Below are 15,415 nucleotides of genomic sequence, written 5' to 3' on the forward strand. Positions count from 1 at the left end.
GGATAAAAGCGCGCGAGTGCAGAGACCACGCGCTAGTGGTCTCTGCCCGTACGCCTAAACTAGTGTATCAATGAAGCTCGGTATGGACAGGCGGGCGGAATATTACACTGCAGTCCCACAAACGACAGGCGATCGAAACATTACACCGCAGCCCCACGAATTCTCACTTCACACTATTATTCCCCTTCACTCTCGAATATTCTTACTCTGCTAACTTTTTATTAACAGGAGTCACGAATGTCTTCTCATGATGAGTACCTACAGCGCGCTTTAGCGTTGGCGGCGGAGAGCGTTGAGCAGGGCGGGCGTCCATTTGGTGCGGTAATCGTACGTAATGGAGAGGTTGTCGCCGAAGCGGTGAATACCATTCATCTTAACGGTGACCCAACGGCACATGCCGAGCTGAACGGCATTCGTGATGTTTCTACACGTCATGGTAGTACTGCGCTGCGTGAGTGTGTGGTCTATGCAAGCGGTCAGCCTTGCCCAATGTGCTTGAGTGCCATGTATCTGACCGGCGTGCAGGCGGTGTATTTCGCCAACGGTAATCAGGATGGGGAAGACTATAAACTCTCTACTGCAGCGATTTATCAGCAACTGCAGTTACCGTTAGAACAGCAAACTTTGCCAATCCATCATTTACCGCAGTTGAATGGTCGTAAGCTGTATGAACGTTGGGCGCAAAAGCAGTCATGAGCCAAACACAAAAGCATGGATTGATGTTGTTAGTTTTGGTGTTGATCGGCCTGAACATGCGTCCGTTGTTGACGTCTATTGGTCCATTGCTGCCACAGTTACGTGAAGCCAGTGGGATGAGTTTCACTGCCGTTTCGTTGTTAACCGCGTTGCCCGTTGTCGCGATGGGCGTTTTAGCGTTGGCGGGTGGTTGGGTTGATCGCCATTTCTGCGAGCGTAATAGTGTGGCATTGAGCCTGTTGGCCATTGCCGTGGGGGCTTTACTGCGGGAACTGGCACCGCAAAGCCTATTGCTGCTGAGCAGCGCGTTGCTTGGCGGTATTGGCATCGGGATTATTCAAGCGGTAATGCCGGCGGTGATCAAACGAACATTCCAGCGGCGTATGCCATTGGTGATGGGACTGTGGTCAGCGGCATTGATGGGTGGTGGTGGTTTAGGCGCGGCGCTAACGCCTTGGTTAGCTGAGCATAGCGACGTTTGGCATCGTTCTTTAGCATGGTGGGCGTTGCCAGCACTGGTTGCGTTAATCGGCTGGTGGCCGCAGAGTAAATCGCTCAACCAGCCGATAAAATCGTCGCAATTAGCGCAGCCATTGCGGCTACATCTTAGTCCACGCGCGTGGACGCTGGGCCTGTATTTTGGGTTGATCAACGGCGGTTATACCAGCCTGATTGCATGGCTTCCACCTTACTATATGCAGCTTGGTGCCACGGCACAGTTCAGTGGTAGTTTGCTGGCGTTGATGACGGTAGGGCAGGCGGCAGGCGCGCTCATTCTGCCTATGTTTGCGCGTAAACAAGATCGGCGCAGCCTATTAATGGCGGCGCTTACGTTACAACTGATCGGTTTCTGCGGATTTATCTGGTTGCCACTCCAGATGTCGGTACTGTGGGCGGTAGTGTGCGGTTTTGGGCTCGGTGGTGCTTTCCCGCTGTGTTTGGTTCTGGCTCTCGACCATTCACCTCAGCCAGCTATTGCGGGGCGTTTAGTGGCCTTTATGCAAGGTATTGGTTTTATCGTCGCAGGGCTATCGCCGTATCTTTCCGGTTTACTGCGTAGCTTAAGCGGTAACTTCCTGCTGGATTGGATGTTCCATGCAGTGCTGGTGGTCGGACTTATGCTGCTGACGCTGCGCTTTGTTCCGTCACATTATCCACGAGAATGGGCACTGAACCGCCATTAAAAAATCGCCAGCGTTTAAAGCGCTGGCGATTGTCTTTGGCGTCAAAACGGCTATTTCAAGGAGACCGTCAGCTCTCCGCAGCCTTGCTGTGGGATAATGATAATACCCATTTCGTCAGGCTGTACTGAACCGTTGGTCGCAGAATTCACGCTGTGAATATTGCGTAAGCACAGACTCCAGTTGCACGCGTTACCTGTGCTGCTGACATGGAGTTGCTTGCCTTCACGTCGTACGCTAAGCGTGAACTGAGTACTGCCGTCGGCGGCAGGGATCACCGCTTGAGCCAGTGCGCCGTCTTCGAGGACGAACAGGTGGAAAACAGTGCCGTCGGCATAGTCGTAATCTGGTTTCTGGCTATTATTTCCAATCGCAATCAGGCTATTTGGGCGAACATATAGCGGCAGGCTGTTGAAGTCATGGCGCTCTTTACGCCAGCCGCCGGTGACTTCTTGGTTAGTGTACAAATGTGTCCAACGCCCAGTCGGCAAGTAGACGCTAACGTCGCCTTTTTCGCTGAATACCGGTGCAACCAGCAGCGAATCTCCCAACATGTATTGGCGATCCAGATAATCACAGCCAGGATCGTCTGGGAACTCTAGCATCATGGCGCGCATCACTGGTGAACCCGTATCCCTTGCCTGCGCAGATGCGGCATACAGATACGGCATCAGGCGGCATTTCCACTCAGTGAAGAAACGCACCACGTCGCAGGCTTGGTCATCATATGCCCATGGCACACGATAAGATTTACTGCCGTGCAAGCGGCTGTGGCTGGAGAGCAAACCAAATGCGCACCAACGTTTGTAGACGTGAGCTGGCGCGGTATTTTCGAATCCGCCGATATCATGACTCCAAAAGCCAAACCCAGACAACCCTAGCGACAATCCCCCACGCAGGCTTTCAGCCATGGATTCATAGTTGGCGTAGCAGTCGCCGCCCCAGTGAACGGGGAATTGCTGTGCGCCCACGGATGCCGAGCGTGCAAACAACACCGCCTCATCTTTACCCAATGTCTGCTGCAAGACTTCGTAAACTAACTTGTTGTAAATAAAAGCATAGTGGTTATGCATTTTTTGTGGACATGAACCGTCATGCCATACGACATCTGTCGGGATGCGCTCGCCGAAATCGGTTTTGAAGCAATCCACTCCCATATGAATCAGGCGTTTCAGATGGCTGGCATACCAGTCACAGGCGGCTGGATTAGTGAAATCGACAATTCCCTGTCCTGGTTGCCATTTATCCCACTGCCATACGTCGCCGTTCGGGCGTTTAAGCAGATAGCCTTTTTCCATCCCCTCTTTGAACAGCGGAGATTTTTGTCCAATGTAGGGGTTAATCCATACGCAGATTTTTAACCCTCGCGCTTTCAAGCGTTTGAGCATGCCTTGCGGATCGGGAAAGGTTTCTGCATCCCATTCAAAATCACACCATTGGAATGCCTTCATCCAGAAGCAGTCAAAGTGGAATACGTGTAGCGGCAGATTACGTTCCGCCATGCCGTCGATAAAGCTATTGACGGTTTTTTCGTCGTAGTTAGTGGTGAATGAAGTCGTTAGCCATAGGCCGAATGACCACGCAGGCGGCAGTGCTGGGCGGCCTGTTAGACGAGTATAGCGATCGAGAACCTGTTTCGGCGTTGGGCCGTCAAAGATCAGATATTCCAGATATTCGCCTTCCACACTGAACTGCACTTTCGAGACTTTTTCTGAGCCTATTTCAAATGACACGCATTCGGGATGATTCACCAGCACGCCGTAACCGCGGTTGGTTAAGTAGAATGGAATATTTTTGTAGGCTTGTTCGGTACTGGTGCCGCCGTCTCGGTTCCAGGTTTCAACGTTTTGCCCGTTTTTCACGAAAGCAGTGAATCGTTCACCTAAGCCATAGACGGTTTCACCGACGCCTAAATCGAGACGCTCATACAGATGTGTTTTGCCCTCTTTAGCGTTCTGAACATAACCATTGGATTTTGCTACGCTGCCAGTAATACGTTCGCCACTGCGTAGAAAGTCTAACGCCCAGTTTTCACCTTTAGTGACTCGCACGCTGAGATTTCCGCTATGCAGTGCGGCAAAACTATGGGTGTCTTCCATCCGAATGAGATGTTCGGTGGAGTGAGTTAAGGGATACTGTGGCCCGCGTTCCACTCGTCCAGCAAAGTGTGCGATGCGTACACCGATCACGCCTTCCTGCGGGGAGAAGAAACGCAGCGTAAACAACGGTGTGTCTAGCTGTGCAGAACGAACGCTCGCGTCGCGTGGGGCGGCATAGACGATCATCTCACGGTCATGTTGTTCCACCTCGAATACATATAATGGGTGGATTAGGCTGAGTCCTTCTTGGATGAGCCAGTTACCGTCACTGATTTTCATGACTTAAGTCCTCTGATGTCTTCATCTCTTGATTAAATTCTTGTTCGTTACGGCGTACACCTGCGGCTAGCTCTTTTAGGATGCGATTGATGAAAGGAGTACGTAGGGTGTAAAGGCGAGCCGCAATCACGGCGCTAAGGAAGTAGCAAATGGCTGGAACCAGCGTGAATAGGGCAATAATGCTGGCCATGGTGGCGCTATTTTGGGTTGCTGCGCCGGATTGGTAGCCTGAGCCCGCGAGCATCCAACCAATCAACGCACCGCCGAGTGCCAGACCCAGTTTTAGAACGAATAACGTACCGGCAAAGCTGATCCCTGTGAGACGTTTTCCGCTTTTCCATTCGCCGTAATCAACCGTATCGGACATCATCACCCACTGAATTGGGGTGACCAACTGATGCAGGATGCCGATGATAAAGATGAATACAAACATGGTGATATTCGCGCCGATAGGTACAAAGAACATCGCTACGCTCAATACCGTTAAAATCGCGTTGGTCCACCAGAATACGCTTACTTTGCATTTCCAATCAGTCAGTGGCTTGGCAGCAGCGCTGCCAAAAAGATTGCCAACGCAGTAAACGGTTAAGAACACGGTAAATACGGGGGGATTGTGAAGTAGGGATAGAAGATTAAACAACGCTGAGCCTTCTGGTGGAGCACCAAGCACATAGGTGACGTAGTACATCATTGCCCCTCCGCGCACAGACACCGCCAAAATATTAAAGATGGTTAGCAGGCCGACGATACGCCATTGATCATTGCGCATGATGTCTCTGAGATCTTCACGCATGCTGCCCTGAATCGCGCCTTCATCGCTAATACGTTCTTTGGTGGTAGCGAAACAGATAGCCAACATGAATACAGCGACAAGGGCGAGTATCGCAATCCCTCCTTGAAAACCGAAAGCCTGATTGCCTTTACCGACGAAATTGACCAGTGGCATCATGAGTACGGTACTTAGCATGCCGCCGGCGGTCGCCAGCACGAAGCGATAGGACTGTAGGGAAATACGCTGTGTTGGATCGGCAGTGATAACGCCGCCTAGTGCGCAATATGGAATGTTGACGACGGTATACATAAGCGTTAACAGCGTATAAGTACATGCGGCGTAAACCATTTTTGCCGTTAGGCTAAGATCTGGCGTGCTGTAGGCGAAGACACAGACGATGCCGAATGGAATGGCGGCGAATAGCACATAGGGGCGAAACTTCCCCCAGCGGGTACGGGTGCGATCGGCCACCAGACCCATGACGGGGTCGGAAATAGCATCCAGCGCTCGAGCCACTAAAAACATGGTGCCAACGAAGCCGGCTGGAATACCAAAAATATCCGTATAAAAAAACATCATGTAAAACATGACATTATCAAAAACGATATGGCTAGCGGCGTCGCCTAGCCCATAACCGATTTTTTCCCGCATTGACAGAATATGGTTGCTCATATATCCCTCTGAGGCGCATCTAGTGTGAATTCAATACGCCATTTTTAGAGCAAGGATATATCGCTAACCATTGTGTTTTTTGGTTCTGAAATTATGTTTTGTGTTTTATGTGATCAAGGTAACCGGTTTTGAAACAGAGTTATTATAGGGAAAGATGAGACGCAGTTAAGTTATTAGCTGCGTCTATATTTTAGGCGCGCGTACGCCAGAAATCGTAATAGATGTGGTCTACCTGAAAATCAACGTTGGCACTATCGCCGGTCAGCTTCCAGCCTAGATGGAAGGCAAAATCAAAGGCGACGCCCAGACCTTTACCACTCAGTAAGTTGCCGTCTTCAACGATCTTTTCATCCACGTATATACCGTCTTTCACATCCTGATAAAGCTCGCCTGAGCAAGTATAGCGGCGCCCCTTGAGCAGATGATTACCGCCCAGTACGCGGGCAGCGGCAGAACAGATGGGGCAAATCCATTTCCCTGCTTCGTCGTGGCGACGAATGAATTCAACCACTAAGGGGTTCGCGGCAAGATTAACGGTTCCTTCTGGCCCGCCGGGGATCACAACGGCGTCGAAGGTTTCATCCATATTGCGTTCCAGAAGTGCATCGGCAAACATCCGAATATTGTGGTAGCTGGTGATTTCCAACATATCTTGGCAGGCTAACGTGGTGACGCTGATATTAAGGCGGCGCAGCACGTCGATGGTCATGATAGCTTCAGCTTCTTCAAATCCTTTAGCCAACAATACAGCGACTTTCTTAGACATGGTATCTCCTGCTAATTAGGGGCGGTTATTTATGCAGCGAAGAGTACCAAACTTGTACCGATAAAAATAAAACGATGTTTTGAATATGCCATGGGCGTCGCGAAACAAGGATTTATCCTTTAGCATTGCAGGGATTTCGGGGTATAATTGCCGACTCTCTCGATCTCCTAATGGAAGATCATCGTCCCCGGTGGGGCGGCTGGACTTCAAATCCAGTTGGGGCCGCCAGCGGTCCCGGGCAGGTTCGACTCCTGTGATCTTCCGCCAATTTGCCTCTACTGAACTCTTCCAACGTCAACTAGGCCCCTGTTAAACCTTTGTGTATCAAGCTATCCATATATCCCGAGGTCAACCGGCATCAAACGGTTTTGGGGGGTATCAGGTTCGTTACTGGCGGAAATCCCTCAGGAGGATGGATTCATCAAAGGCCGGAGGATGTCATAGCGCTAACCGATGCTAAAGTTAAAACCGCGAAGTTATCCGGTTCATGGATTTTGTTCGCGACAATCCGCATCAGCAGGTCTTTGAGGACGATCTGTTCACCATTCGCTATTTCCAGAAAGGTAGCGGACATATCACGTTTAAACGCCTTGAACTGGTGGAGAAGATGAATGACATTGTAGCGAAGCATTATCTGGGAGCGCTGCCCGCAAAATAAACGCTATCTGCGTAATGAGCTTCACCAGGAATTTCTGGCATACTAAGCGGATTACAGCATTGCTAGTCAGATGTAAGCGGAGGCGGCATGACAGATAAATACTTAACCCAATCCCCGGCAGGCGAATTTGTTATGTTTGCCAGTGATGACGGTGAAGTTCGTGTTGAATGCCGCTTTGAGCAAGAGACGTTATGGCTCTCTCAGGCAACCATCGCAAGCCTTTATCAGATCACTCCTCAGGCCGTTACACAGCACATTAAAGCGATCTATGAAGAAGGCGAACTTGAACAAAACGCAACCTGTAAGTCTTACTTACAAGTTCAACAGGAAGGTGGCCGTCAGGTAAGCCGCAACAGGCTTCACTACAGCCTGCCTGTTATTCTTGCTGTAGGCTACCGCGTTCGCTCCCCTCGCGGCACGCAGTTCCGCCAGTGGGCAACCCAGACGCTCCAGGAATATCTGATCAAAGGTTTTGTGATGGACGATGAGCGGCTGAAAAATCCGCCAGTGGGTTCTTCTGCTGTGCCCGATTACTTCGATGAGATGCTCGAACGCATCCGCGATATTCGGGCCAGCGAGCGACGGGTTTATTTGCGGGTTAGGGAGATTTTTGCGTTAGCTGCCGACTATCAACCGTCGCTAAAAGAAACCACTCAGTTCTTTCAAACCATCCAGAACAAGTTGCATTTTGCCTGCACCGGACATACCGCCGCTGAACTCATTCATCTTCGTGCTGACGCCAGCCAGCCGCATATGTGGCTGACCAGCTATAAAGGTGAAGAGGTACGTAAGGGTGACGTGACGGTGGCAAAAAATTATCTCACTCAGGATGAGGTTAGCGAACTCAATCGCGTGGTTAACATGTGGCTGGATTTTGCCGAAGATCAGGCCCGCCGCCGTCAGCAGGTCTTTCTGCGCGACTGGCAGGATAAGCTGGATCAGTTCCTGCAATTTAACGACCGTGAGGTTTTGCAAGGTGCTGGTACGGTCAGTAAGAAAATGGCCGATGAAAAAGCCCAGGCTGAATATAGTCAGTTTGCTGAGCAGCAGCGCCGCTTAAAAGAAGCCGAAGGCGAGAAGGATATTGCCGCTTTGCTACAGTGGAAAACAGAGCCGAAAAAGTAACTCAGAATGCCTCCGCCCTCATAAGGAAAATCATTTGGGGGGGCTTATGGGAGTTACTCATTTATCCAACACAAAATATTAATTTTAACTCAATGAGTTAAGTATCAAATACGACTCCTGTGATCGATTTAAAACATCCTCTATATAGGCAAGTTTCCTCTATACCTATGCGGTAACACCCCCTCCTTTCTACGCAAAAACGTGACGTGAATCACACTAATCGTGCAAAGCAATAGATCGCAAACAATGAAATAAATGGTTTTTAATTCTACAAAAATAATATTTTAATAGTAATTAATTTTATCAAAAATATTTTTAACGCACTAAAAGATCGTTGCTATCTATTTAGCAATGATTCCATTATAGAAAAGTCTCATGGTCTTCATTTTTTCTGCATGTAGTATCTTCTCGGCGGCGTAAATATATAATGTTGAGATGAAAGGATGCTTGGCGTGTATTACTTATTAGTTTTTATTTTATCGTCATTTCTTGTTGTCATGGTTTCATTCATAACTGGCAGCTATACCATTTTACTTAATGCCACTATCCCATTGGGTTAGAATAGCGTAGGTTGAAGAATGAGTGATGCTATACAGGTCTATAACGTAAAAAGCAGAAAAACCAGAAAGAGAATGTATTTTTCTCTATGCTTAATTGTTTTTATTACATTTCTTTATTTTAGTGTGACAAGTCAAGCAGCGCTGGTTTATATTGCTAGGAATATGATCCCTGATATTTCTGTGTTACCGGATGATTACACAAAATATACTAATAATGTCACTCGCGTTGGTGATCTTCACTATCCGTCAAAATATGGTAGCAGTGATTTTGATATTTACTATCCATCGCAATCCACATTTAAGGCGTCTTTGCCGGTGATTATCTGGGTGCATGGTGGTGCTTTTATTTCGGGTGACAAGCGGAACGTGGAAAGTATTGTTTCGATGTTAGCAAGCGCGGGTTATGTGGTTATTGCTATGAATTATCAATTGGCGCCAGAAGCTCGTTACCCTACGCCAGTCTTGCAAGTATATGAGCTGCTTAACTACTTGCCTTCCTTAGCTCTGGCCTATCCTCAGATCGATGACAAACGTGTGTTTTTGGCTGGTGATTCGGCCGGTGCGCAGATCTCAGCACAAAGTGTTTTAGCGATGAGTAATGCGAAAATGCGTCGTGAGCTGAACATTACGCAGTCTATTCCAGAAAATATAATACGCGGTGTTTTGCTCTTTTGTGGCCCATATAGCGTTGAGAAGACGCTAGCAATTGATAGCCCATTGATAAAACAGGCCTTTGATACTATTGGGTCAGCTTATCTTGGCAAGGAACTATGGCGGCAAAGTAAAGAACTCGAGCAGTTTGATATTATTACTAATGTAACATCAAAATTCCCCCCAACTTTTATTGCGGATGGAAACTACATGTCTTTTTCCGATCAGGGAAAGGCGTTGGCAGATACGCTGAAAAATAAAAATGTTCCTGTTCAAACGACCTTTTTTAATGGGTCTAGAGTTATTCCTCACCAATATCAGGTCGATTTTTCCCGGCCAGAAGCGTGGTTTACCTTTTTTAAAGCTAAAGGTTTTTTGCATCAATACAGTGAGTGATAAATTATTATTTCTTGTGGTTCTAGTCGCGTTCAATAGCCTCTTGCGATCTCTATTCAAAGAGGATGCAAGATGGCTATTTGAACCAAAATGAACGCTATATGGTTAGCTTTCAGCAACGTCTGCCAGCGCTTTATGGATTACTGCAGAGAGCTCGGCAACATCAAATTTTGCGACATAACCATTGGCTCCGACTTTACGCACATGATCTTCGTTTGCGCTGCCTGACAGTGATGAATGGATCACGACCGGAATATGTTTTAATGCTGGTTCGTTTTTAATATTTCGCGTTAGAGTAAAGCCATCCATCTCTGGCATTTCAATATCGGTGAGTACTAGCCCAATGCGGTCTGTAATGGGCTGACCAGCGGCTTTAGCTTCGGCGGCAATGGACTGGATTTTTTCCCATGCCTCTAAGCCGGTGGTGTGCATAAGCGCCGGAATCCCCATCCCTTTCAAGCCTTGTTCCAGCATGGAGCGAGCAACTTTAGAGTCCTCTGCCACAATCGCCAGTGCGCCAGGCTTCAAGGCATAGATTTTCTCTTCGATAGCGTCTACATCGACATCGCGGCCAGAGGGGATGATGTCATACAGAATTTGTTCAACGTCGAGTACTAGCGCCAGATCTTTGTTGCCGTTTTCGTCTTCCATGCTGGCGATACTGGTAATGTTACGGCTACTGACGCCTGAATCTGCGGCATGAACTTGACTCCAGTCCAAGCGAATAATGTTATCCACTGACTCCACGGCAAAGGCTTGAGTGCTGCGTGCATACTCGGTGATAAGCAGCAGGTTGAGACCCGTTTCCGGTGTGCAGCCAAGCGCTGCAGGGAGATCGATAACCGGCATTATCTGGTCACGGATATTTACCACGCCTAATAGAGGGGACATCATGCCTGCTGCACGATTAATTTTTTGCATTGGCACGATTTCACGCAGCTTGAAAACGTTGATGCCATAAAGCTCTGATTTACTTTCGTGTTGACTGGTTCCTAACCGAAACAGCAACAGCTCGAACTTATTGGATAAGGCCAGATTAGCCCTTTCATCGATATCTTTCTGAAAACTATCCATCTAAACCTCAGTTGCTTATCGGTAGGTGTGGGTAACAATGTTGGTAACAATACGAAGACATTTTCTATAGAGGTTATCGGCAGCAACTGGGGAAAATGGAGTGGTTGTGGGGAAATGATATGTGACCGAGCAAACAAAATGAGTTTAAAGAAAGCAACTCAAGCCGATGGCTTACACCCGCTTGAGTCTAGGGAGATAATAAATTACAAACGCATTCCACCAGAGACTTCAATTCGTTGCGCGTTTACCCAGTGATTATCGTCGGATAAAAATGATGCCAGCATTTTTCCGATATCGTCAGGTAATCCCGGGCGACCTAATGCGGTCATATTGGAGACAAGCTGATTAATCTCGGGGTTATCACGCACCACGCCGCCGCTAAAATCGGTTTGAATTGCTCCTGGCGCCACGGTATTTACTGAAATATTGCGGGGGCCGAGATCGTGAGCCATATAGCGGGTGAACACTTCAATAGCACCTTTAACGGTGGCATAGGCCACGCTATTTGGATTCACAAAGCGAGTGACTCCAGATGAAATATTCACGATCTGGCCACCATCACGCAGCAGCGGCAGTAATTTTTGAGTCAGGAAAAAGACACCTTTGAAATTCACTTGAAACTGTAAATCAAGCTCTTCCTCAGTGACCTGCATAAACGGCGTATGGTTTGAAATACCCGCGTTATTGACCAGATAGTTGAATTTATCGGTGTTTAGCTCAGCCAGTGCGTTTTTTACCTGAGTGGAGAAAGCATCGAAACCTGCGATGTTAGCGGTATTCAGATGAATGGCGATAGCTTTAGCACCTGCTTCTGTAGCCGCTTGAGTAACCTCTTTAGCTTCTTGTTCTCCAGAGTTAAAGGTAAATATAGAGTGAACTCCGCGCTTGGCGAGATTAATGACGGTGCTGCGACCCAGACCACGACTGCCACCGGTAATAACAGCGACTTTAATATTCTGTTTCATGACAAAATTTCCTCGATTAACGATGAGTTCATGATAGGCGAGGAGAGAGATAGTGGTGTGCCTGTTATCGGCGTATTATTGCCTAATCGTATTTTATTGCGGGTCATGAGCATGACTGAAGAATTACTCGCTCTATTAGCAAAACATACTTTCTCCAGCCATGAGCAAACTCCGTTTCACACGGCTTTACCCAGTGTCACTTTGGTCAGAGCGAGCAATGGTCGTTATCCCCGCTATATTTTGCATCGTCCTGCTCTTTGCATGGTGCTTCAAGGAACCAAACGTACAGTTTTTGGTGATATGCCCTTTGACTACTCTGCTGGGCAGGCGCTAGTCGTTACCACCACCATGCCCGGCGTTAGCCGCATTATCGAAGCCGATGCCCTCCATCCTTACTTAGGCATTATCGTTGAGTTCGATATGGTGATCCTGAGAGATGTGTTTATTCAGCTCTCTCAGCGACCCATACAAAAAAATGAATCATCTCATGCGGCTTTTGTGGTCGATACCAATGAGTCTCTTTATCGTTGCGTGCTTCGAGGACTGCGTTTACTCGATACGCCTGATGCGATCCCTGTATTGCATACGGGATTTATGCAGGAGTTGTGTTATTGGCTGCTGACGGGGCCCAACGGGGCGGATATTGCGCGCGTTATCATGGGGGATGGCCACTCGGCAGGCGTTCTCAGCGCATTAGCGCTACTGCGTGATAAATACACTGAATCGTTGAGCCTTGATGCATTAGCTAAAGCCGCAAACCTTAGCCGCTCTGCCTTCCATCGAAAATTCAAAGACCTAACGGGAATGAGCCCGCTTGATTATCAAAAGCAACTGCGATTGCTGGAGGCTCGCCAGTTATTGCTAGCGCATAACAACACGGCGGAAGCGATTGCTTTCCAAGTAGGCTATAACAGTCCGAACCAGTTCAGCCGTGAATACTCGCGGATGTTTGGCCTATCACCGCGCAAAGATGCACTGGCGTTAAGATAATGATGAAAAAATATTATTCAGAGATAGGAGCCGCTGAGAATGAAAAAATTGGCGTTAGATTTTTATTCTGCCGATGTTATTACCGTCGCCAAGCGACTGATTGGCTGCTATTTGGTGCGTGAGCTGGAAGAGGGGACGATTATCGGACGCATCAATGAAGTGGAAGCCTATGATGGAGCTATCGATAAAGCCTGTCATGCCTATGGCGGTAAGCGAACGGTCAGGAACGAACCGCTTTTTCGTGCTGGTGGCATTGCACATGTTTATTTTGTGTATGGCATGCACAATTGTCTTAATGTAGTCAGTGGTGTGATGGATGAGCCTGCAGCCGTATTATTGCGTGGTATTGATATCGTACAAGGCGCCGATTTAGCCGCATTTAATCGCTATGGTAAACGGATGGAGGAGTTAACCAAGGCACAGATTAAAAACCTATCCAACGGCCCAGGAAAGCTATGTAGTGCGCTATCCGTAGATAGGACTTTTGACTATGAGCCTTTGTCCGGCAGTCGGCTGTATATTTGTGGGCAGATAAGAGATTTTCAAAAGTTGCCGGTTACAGTGACTGCGAGCAAACGTATTGGTATTGATTATGCGGAAGAAGCCGTTGATTTTCTCTGGCGATTTACTGGCTAGACGTTGTGTGACATAGAATAACAAGCAGTATTTGACTCAGATGTTTCATATCTCGATTACGGTCATATAGTCGTTGATCTGCTTAATAAACGTCTTTAGCAACAATACTTCATCGGCTGTCCACCATCCCATTAAGTGGCCGATAAATAATGCATTGTGCAAATCGTGAGACGTTTTTATCTCAAACGAATAATCTCTCATTTCCTCCCAAGTACAATCAAAGTTCTGGCATGTAACTATCCTGTGGGGATCAGAAACGTACCTCATGATATAGCGCTGATTACCTTCTGTCAGAAGATATATCTGCTCATTAAATACACAGAATGAGAATGGAAAGTGGATATTCATAAGTGAGCTAATTATGCCGCGAGTAACATTAACGATGTCCATCGCTGAATACCTACAATCGATACAAGAGTCTTTTATTTATAAACACAGATAAGTGAAAAAGAGAACGATCTTGATCACAGAGTAAATAAACTTAGTAATGAATTGGGTATTTTAGATAGGAGGGTTAATACCGCATGTTATTTATTAATGGGTGAAAATTAAATCTATTTTTAGAATATTAACAATAAATCTACGTTGTGTCTTCTTGAGAATAGGTGCATTGACTACGTGACGGTAACATTTATAACAATTCGTTAATATTAATTAAATTATATTTGTAATAATGCAAAAATATTTTTTTATTTAAATATTCATCCAATATTTCAAATGAAAAAGAACTTCATTTTTTATAACTCAGAAAATAAATAAAGGATCTAATTATCGCGACTCCTATCACATTCAAAGTTGAAATATTTAAGCATACTGCCGGCGTCAAATAATCTGCGGGATGAGAAAATGAAGATATATAATAATCTGCCAGTGACGCTTAACGACATAATCGAGGCCCAGCAAAGGATAAAAGGCCATGTCTATAAAACCGGCATGCCTAAGTCAAACTACCTCAGTGAACGTTGTAACGGCACCATCCATCTTAAATTTGAGAATATGCAGCGCACCGGTTCTTTTAAAATCCGCGGCGCATTTAATAAATTGAGTTCTTTATCTAGAGAAGAGCGTGAGCAGGGCGTTATCGCTTGTTCAGCGGGTAATCACGCACAGGGCGTTTCTCTTTCCTGCGCGATGTTAGGAATTGATAGTAAAGTTGTCATGCCTTGCTGCGCTCCAAGCTCTAAAGTCGCGGCGACAGCAGATTATTCTGCCGAGGTTATCCTGCACGGAAATAGTTTTAATGACACCATATCGAAAGCGCAGGAATTAATTGAAGCAGAGAATAGAATATTTATTCCACCTTATGACGACGTTAAAGTAATTGCAGGCCAGGGCACCATTGGTTTAGAGATTCTTGAAGACCTGTATGACGTTGATAACGTTATTGTCCCTATTGGTGGTGGGGGATTAATTTCCGGTATCGCGATTGCGCTGAAATCAATTAACCCAACAATCAATATCATAGGTGTCCAAGCGGTCAATGTTCATGGTATGGCCAAATCTTTCCATGAAGGACAATTTTTATCTCACCGCACAACAGGTACAATCGCGGACGGCTGCGACGTAGCGACGCCAGGTAAACTGACATATGAGATTGTCAAAGAGCTGGTTACCGATATCGTGGTAGTCACGGAAGAAGAAATTAAGCGCGGCATGATTGATCTTATTCAGAGAAACAAGATCGTGACTGAAGGTGCCGGTGCGCTGGCATCTGCGGCAATATTAAGCGGTAAGCTCAAGGGCTATATCGAAAATAAAAAGACCGTTAGCCTTATTTCCGGTGGGAATATTGATTTATCCAGAATATCCGAGATAACGGGACTGAATCACGTTCACTAATAATATGTTAAGACCCTACTGAGGTTGCGGTAACGCAGCCTCAAGAAAGGGCAAAT

Annotated in this window: 12 protein-coding genes, 1 tRNA gene and 1 pseudogene; 9 read left to right on the forward strand and 5 right to left on the reverse strand. The window is 47.0% G+C overall.

Annotated features, from left to right (window positions below):
* The first annotated feature begins 237 nt into the window (after positions 1–237).
* Positions 238–696, forward strand: a complete 459-nt coding sequence (locus tag M988_RS00480) for a nucleoside deaminase (RefSeq protein ID WP_004091228.1) — start codon at positions 238–240, stop codon at positions 694–696.
* Positions 693–1,880, forward strand: coding sequence for a cyanate transporter (locus M988_RS00485; RefSeq protein WP_061059405.1), 1,188 nt, complete (start codon positions 693–695; stop codon positions 1,878–1,880). Before M988_RS00480 ends, M988_RS00485 begins: the two co-directional genes overlap by 4 nt.
* A gap of 50 nt (positions 1,881–1,930) precedes the next feature.
* On the opposite strand, the gene yicI is transcribed toward M988_RS00485, so the two are convergent.
* The 3 genes from yicI to M988_RS00500 all read right to left on the reverse strand — a co-directional run bounded on the left by yicI (position 1,931) and on the right by M988_RS00500 (position 6,465).
* A complete protein-coding gene (gene yicI, locus M988_RS00490; RefSeq protein WP_064572462.1) occupies positions 1,931–4,255 on the reverse strand; it encodes an alpha-xylosidase in 2,325 nt (774 codons plus the stop codon).
* The gene (locus M988_RS00495) at positions 4,242–5,699 is read right to left on the reverse strand and encodes a glycoside-pentoside-hexuronide family transporter (RefSeq protein WP_008815621.1); all 1,458 of its coding nucleotides are present in this window, start codon (positions 5,697–5,699) and stop codon (positions 4,242–4,244) included. Before M988_RS00495 ends, yicI begins: the two co-directional genes overlap by 14 nt.
* 190 nt (positions 5,700–5,889) lie before the next feature.
* Positions 5,890–6,465, reverse strand: a complete 576-nt coding sequence (locus M988_RS00500) for a DJ-1/PfpI family protein (RefSeq protein ID WP_008815620.1) — start codon at positions 6,463–6,465, stop codon at positions 5,890–5,892.
* Positions 6,466–6,637: 172 nt separating this feature from the next.
* Between M988_RS00500 and M988_RS00505 the strand changes: the two genes are divergently transcribed.
* The 4 genes and pseudogenes from M988_RS00505 to M988_RS00515 all read left to right on the forward strand — a co-directional run bounded on the left by M988_RS00505 (position 6,638) and on the right by M988_RS00515 (position 9,855).
* Positions 6,638–6,732: transfer RNA gene (locus M988_RS00505), tRNA-Sec, on the forward strand.
* A gap of 211 nt (positions 6,733–6,943) precedes the next feature.
* Positions 6,944–7,123: pseudogene (locus tag M988_RS22200) on the forward strand (DUF4942 domain-containing protein); the annotation flags it as partial.
* 87 nt (positions 7,124–7,210) lie between these two features.
* Positions 7,211–8,248, forward strand: coding sequence for a virulence protein RhuM (gene rhuM / locus M988_RS00510; protein WP_064572463.1), 1,038 nt, complete (start codon positions 7,211–7,213; stop codon positions 8,246–8,248).
* A 578-nt stretch (positions 8,249–8,826) separates the two neighbouring features.
* A complete protein-coding gene (locus M988_RS00515) occupies positions 8,827–9,855 on the forward strand; it encodes an alpha/beta hydrolase (protein ID WP_020303545.1) in 1,029 nt (342 codons plus the stop codon).
* A gap of 105 nt (positions 9,856–9,960) precedes the next feature.
* Here the strand turns inward: M988_RS00515 and M988_RS00520 are convergent, their stop codons facing one another.
* Both M988_RS00520 and M988_RS00525 read right to left on the reverse strand, forming a co-directional pair.
* Positions 9,961–10,929: a chemotaxis protein gene (locus M988_RS00520; RefSeq protein ID WP_008815609.1), complete on the reverse strand. Its 969-nt coding sequence runs from the start codon at positions 10,927–10,929 to the stop codon at positions 9,961–9,963.
* Between the two features lie 203 nt (positions 10,930–11,132).
* A complete protein-coding gene (locus M988_RS00525; protein WP_008815608.1) occupies positions 11,133–11,894 on the reverse strand; it encodes an SDR family NAD(P)-dependent oxidoreductase in 762 nt (253 codons plus the stop codon).
* 30 nt (positions 11,895–11,924) lie between these two features.
* Between M988_RS00525 and M988_RS00530 the strand changes: the two genes are divergently transcribed.
* The 3 genes from M988_RS00530 to tdcB all read left to right on the forward strand — a co-directional run bounded on the left by M988_RS00530 (position 11,925) and on the right by tdcB (position 15,359).
* Entirely contained in the window at positions 11,925–12,884 is a 960-nt protein-coding gene (locus tag M988_RS00530; RefSeq protein ID WP_082919387.1) for an AraC family transcriptional regulator, read from the forward strand.
* Positions 12,885–12,923: 39 nt separating this feature from the next.
* Positions 12,924–13,520: a DNA-3-methyladenine glycosylase gene (locus tag M988_RS00535; protein WP_008815606.1), complete on the forward strand. Its 597-nt coding sequence runs from the start codon at positions 12,924–12,926 to the stop codon at positions 13,518–13,520.
* 846 nt (positions 13,521–14,366) lie between these two features.
* Entirely contained in the window at positions 14,367–15,359 is a 993-nt protein-coding gene (tdcB, locus tag M988_RS00545) for a bifunctional threonine ammonia-lyase/L-serine ammonia-lyase TdcB (RefSeq protein ID WP_004091192.1), read from the forward strand.
* The last annotated feature ends 56 nt before the right edge of the window (positions 15,360–15,415 follow it).

Origin of the sequence: Hafnia paralvei ATCC 29927 (assembly GCF_001655005.1) — a bacterium.
GTDB lineage: Bacteria > Pseudomonadota > Gammaproteobacteria > Enterobacterales > Enterobacteriaceae > Hafnia > Hafnia paralvei.